Origin of the sequence: Mycobacterium sp., from assembly GCF_035570115.1 — a bacterium.
GTDB lineage: Bacteria > Actinomycetota > Actinomycetes > Mycobacteriales > Mycobacteriaceae > Mycobacterium.
In genome coordinates this window covers 1-3,522 of sequence record NZ_DATMLH010000269.1, presented here as the reverse complement: position 1 = coordinate 3,522, position 3,522 = coordinate 1, and the positions used below count along the sequence as shown (strand labels likewise).

The 3,522-nt window shown below is 64.3% G+C and carries 3 protein-coding genes; all 3 read right to left on the bottom strand.

The annotated features are described in order from the left end of the window. Positions 1-84 precede the first annotated feature (84 nt). Genes VNW74_RS25680 through VNW74_RS25670 form a run of 3 tightly spaced genes read right to left on the bottom strand, consistent with a single transcriptional unit; the run spans position 85 to position 3,247 of the window. On the bottom strand, positions 85-1,074 hold the full coding sequence (locus VNW74_RS25680; protein ID WP_325682091.1) for a tyrosine-type recombinase/integrase: 990 nt from the start codon (positions 1,072-1,074) through the stop codon (positions 85-87). After that, the gene (locus VNW74_RS25675; protein ID WP_325682090.1) at positions 1,071-2,006 is read right to left on the bottom strand and encodes a tyrosine-type recombinase/integrase; all 936 of its coding nucleotides are present in this window, start codon (positions 2,004-2,006) and stop codon (positions 1,071-1,073) included. The genes VNW74_RS25680 and VNW74_RS25675 overlap by 4 nt, the downstream gene beginning before the upstream one ends. Further along, the gene (locus VNW74_RS25670; RefSeq protein ID WP_325682093.1) at positions 2,003-3,247 is read right to left on the bottom strand and encodes a tyrosine-type recombinase/integrase; all 1,245 of its coding nucleotides are present in this window, start codon (positions 3,245-3,247) and stop codon (positions 2,003-2,005) included. Before VNW74_RS25670 ends, VNW74_RS25675 begins: the two co-directional genes overlap by 4 nt. Positions 3,248-3,522 lie beyond the last annotated feature (275 nt).

Genomic DNA, 3,522 nt, shown 5'->3' with positions numbered 1-3,522 from the left:
GTTTATGCCGATCTTTCGGTTATGCCGATGTTTTGGGTGGCTGCGCTGGTGAGGGCGTGGTCACCGTTTGAAAGGTCGGCATATTCATAGGGTTCCAAGCCAGGCGAGGATGTCGGGTTCAGGGTGGTATGTGCCGGGTTTGGTGTTCGGCGGGCGGGTGCGGTCGATCGCGGTTTGCTTGATGTTCATGTCGGCGTGCAGGTAGGCGTCGGTGGATTGGGTTCGTTGGTGTCCGAGCCATAGGGCGATGACGGCGACGTCGACGCCCTGGGCGAGCAGGTTCATCGCCGCGGTGTGGCGCAAGGTGTGGAGGGTGACGTGCTTTTCGGCGATGCTCGGGCAGCTTGCTGCTGCGGTGGTGAGGTGGATCGCGAGCCGGTGTTCGAGGGCGTCTCGGGAGAGTTGATCGCCGGTTGGTCCGCAGAAGAGGGTGTCTCCTGGTCGGGTCGCGCGCTCGGTGAGATAGGCGGACATGACCGCGACGGTGGTCGCGGTCATGGGTGTTGCTCGCTTGCGGCGGCCTTTGCCGGTGCAGGTGACATTGGCTGCGGAGCCAAGGTGAGCGTTGGAGGTGGTCAGCGAGCATAGTTCGCTGACCCGCAGGCCGGTTTGGATGGCCAGGACAAGTAGTGCGTGATCACGCCGGCCGGTCCATCTGGTGCGGTCGGGTGCGGCGATCAGGGCGTCAGCCTCGGCGGTGGTGAGGAATTCGAGCATCGGTAGGGGGTGGCGTTTGGGCGGCATCGCCAGGACGCGGGTGATGGTGGCGGCGTGCTCGGGATAGTTGGCCACCGCGTGGGAGAGCACGGCCCGGATCGCGCACAGACGGGAGTTGCGCGTGGAGACGGTGTTGCCTCGTGCGTTTTCCAGGTAGTCCAAGAACGCGGAGACATGCTCGGCATCGACGTGGTTGAAGTCGACGTGTTCGGCCCTGGTTCTGGTCGTGTCGGCAAGGTATTTGATGAGCATTCGCCAGGTGTCGCGGTAGGCGCTGATGGTGTTCGCGGCAAGGTCACGCTGGGCGTGAGCAAAATCGGTGAAGTACATCTGCAGTTCAATAGCCAAGGCATTCATGAGAGTTCCCCTTGTTCGAGGGCGGGTTCGAGGCGTCCTGCAGCGGCCGCGAGCAGCTCGGGGACGGCGCTCAGATACCAGTAGGTGTGCTCAGGTCCGGTGTGCCCGAGCCAGGTGGAGAGCAGGCCCAGGGTTCGGGCGGGGTTGGTACCTCGTGTGTAGGCGGCTACCATGTGGCCGGTCGCGAACGTGTGGCGCAGATCGTGCAGCCGCGGACGCCGTCGATCAGATGCGGCCAGCTGCAGGGAGTCGACCAGGGCTCGGAAGTGTTGTTCGATCGTCGCGATGACGAAGCCACCGCCCCTGGCGTTGACGAAGATCGGCCCGGCCGGAGACGGGCCTGTGGCGAGGCGTTCGGGCAGGTTGATGTAGGCAAGCAACGCCGCCGTGGTGCTCGGGTGGACGGGCACGAACCGGTCCAATGGCATCTTTGTCCCATAGACGGTGAGGACGTTCTGGTCGGTGTCGAGGTCCCCGATCCTCAGGCGCGTCACCTCGCCGATCCGTAACCCGGTGGCGGCCAACAATCCGATGATCGTGCGCATCGTCGCCGCGACACGGATATTCGTGAAGAACGACGAGCACGCGTCAAGGAGCCGGTCCACCTCCGACTGGGAGTAGATGAAGGGCGTGCACCTGGTCGTCCTGGTTGCCAGCAACGCTTTGGGGATGATGGGGACCTCGGCTCCGGCCGCGTTGAGGTAGGCGGCGAACGGGCGCACGGCCGTCAACCGCTGCGACCACCACACCGGCTGACCATCCCGAGGTTCCAGCGCCCATTGCACCGCCTCGTCAATCGTGAAGACGTCGGTGCGGCCACGCTCAGCGAGCCAGTCACAGAACTGCCGCAATAGGTACTCGACGGTCTTGAGCTGAAAACCCAACCGGCGGCGCGCAATCAGGTAGGTGTCGAGGTCCTCGTGCAGGCTCATCGCGGCACCTGCCCAAACGCCACGGTCAGCGTCCGCAATGACGCAAGGTCTGTCCGGGCGTAGACCCGTGTACTGGCAACATTTCGATGCCCGAGGAGCTCCTGGGCCTCGACCAGCGAGCCGCCGGTCGCGATGACGTTCATCGCCGCTGTGTGCCGCAGACGGTGCGCATGCACGACACCAAGCCCAGCAGCCTCGGCGCGGTGCTTGACGATGTCGGAGATCCCAGCACTCGTCAGCCGGCGGATCGGTGGGCGCAGACGCACGAATAATGCCCGATCCATCGCGCCGGTGGGACGCATGTGCAGCCACGCGACCAGGGCCTCACCAACATCGACCGGTAGCGGCAACGTCAGCCGGCGCTCATTCTTCCCGACGACACTCAATCTGCCTGCAGCCCAGTCCACGTCATCAAGCAGCAAGCCCGCGGTCTCCCCGGCACGCAGCCCGAGCCGCCACAGCACAGTGATCACGGCCCTGTCCCGCACCGTGACGACGGTCCTCGGGTCGCACGTCGCGAGCAACGCCTCCACCTGGGTCAGCGACAGACCGCGCGGCAACGTGACCCGAGAGGCGCGGGCACGCAGAATCCCGCCCGTCAGATCACGCTCCACACGGCCAGTGGCCAGCGCCCACCGCATCAGTGACCGCAGCGCATCAACGATGAGCGTGCATGAGGCCGGCGAGAAACCGCGGGAACGCTGTCCAACGAACCTGTTCAGGGCAGCGACGTCGCAGCCACTCCAATCGACTGCGTCGTTTCTGGTCAGCGAGTCAACAAACGCGGCAACCCACTCACGCCGGTGGCCGATGCAACCGTCGCTGACCCCACGAATCTCGTGCTGCCAACGCGCCCATCCATCCAGCTCCTGCCCTGCAGCTGTGCTGATCGACAGGCTCGGCTGGTGGCCAGGGCGCCTGGCGCGCTTACGAACTGAGCCAACCCCGCGCAGATACCCGGCCTCGACCAGAAAGCGTCGCAGTGCCGGCACCCGCATCCGCACAATCACATGCCCCGGCGCACCCGGCGGATAGGCAGCCTGGAAGTCCGCAAGAACACCGTCAGACAGGACATCCAAACCCAAGTGCTGATCGTCCATCCACGCGCTCAACCCGCGGACCACTCCCAAGATCTGGGGAACCATCGTCTGCGCATACCCTTCGGCCACGACCCAGGGCGCGAGCCGATCCATCACCATCCCCGCCAGCGGACCACGAGCCGTAACGGGCATCACCGTCATCACGACAATCAACCTCCAAGTAGATAAGTACTTGGAGGTTCGCACCCACTGCTTATGCCGACCTTTCAAACGGTGACCACGCCCTCACCAGCGCAGCCACCCAAAACATCGGCATAACCGAAAGATCGGCATAAACCTTGTATTTCGAAGCGGAGAAAGAAGACGACCTGCGTAAGGTCGGATACTCCAAGGAACGGCGGGTAGACCCTCAGATCGTCGTCGGGCTGCTGGTCGACCGGTTCGGATTCCCGTTGGAGGTCAGCTGTTTTGACGGA

Coding starts and splice junctions, on each gene's coding strand:
- VNW74_RS25680 (WP_325682091.1), bottom strand. CDS start 1,074: ATGAATGCCTTGGCTATTGAACTGCAGATGTACTTCACCGATTTTGCT.
- VNW74_RS25675 (WP_325682090.1), bottom strand. CDS start 2,006: ATGAGCCTGCACGAGGACCTCGACACCTACCTGATTGCGCGCCGCCGG.
- VNW74_RS25670 (WP_325682093.1), bottom strand. CDS start 3,247: ATGACGGTGATGCCCGTTACGGCTCGTGGTCCGCTGGCGGGGATGGTG.